Here is a 484-nt window from a genome sequence, read left to right as displayed (position 1 = left end):
CCACTGGGTGAAGTCCTTCGTGTGGGACGGCCTGATCGTCGACGGCATCTGGGGCACCATCAAGGGCCTGGGCACCCTGGTGGGCTTCGGCGGCTGGGACGCCATGGGCCAGGCGTGGAAGGGGCTGGCGCAGCTGGCCACCGGCCTGGCCATCTCCTCCATCCCCGGCGTGGGCACCGCGTTCTGGGCGCTGCCCGAGGACAAGCTGCCCTCCTGGCTGCGGGATTCGCGCACCGCGATGAAGGAGACCGGCAAGGCCCTGGTGGCCTGGGACGAATGGGGAAAGAACCCCGGCCGCGCGGCCGGTGCGGTCACCTTCAACGTGCTGACCACGGTCTTCACCGGCGGTGCGGGCGGCGCGGCGGCGGGTGCGGGCAAGGCCGGTGCGGTGGCCAAGGCGCTGTCGGTGGCCGGCAAGGCGGGCAAGGTCATCGACCCGATGACGTATGTCGCCAAGGGCGCGGGCGCCGGCCTCACCAAGATC

1 pseudogene is annotated in these 484 nt (G+C 71.9%); it reads left to right on the top strand.

Annotation, left to right across the window (positions count from 1 at the left end):
• Positions 1-484, top strand: a pseudogene (locus IG84_RS0137290) (ADP-ribosyltransferase); the annotation flags it as partial.

The organism is Streptomyces ochraceiscleroticus (assembly GCF_000720485.1).
Lineage (GTDB): Bacteria > Actinomycetota > Actinomycetes > Streptomycetales > Streptomycetaceae > Streptomyces > Streptomyces ochraceiscleroticus.
This window is presented reverse-complemented; position numbering and strand designations above follow the sequence as displayed.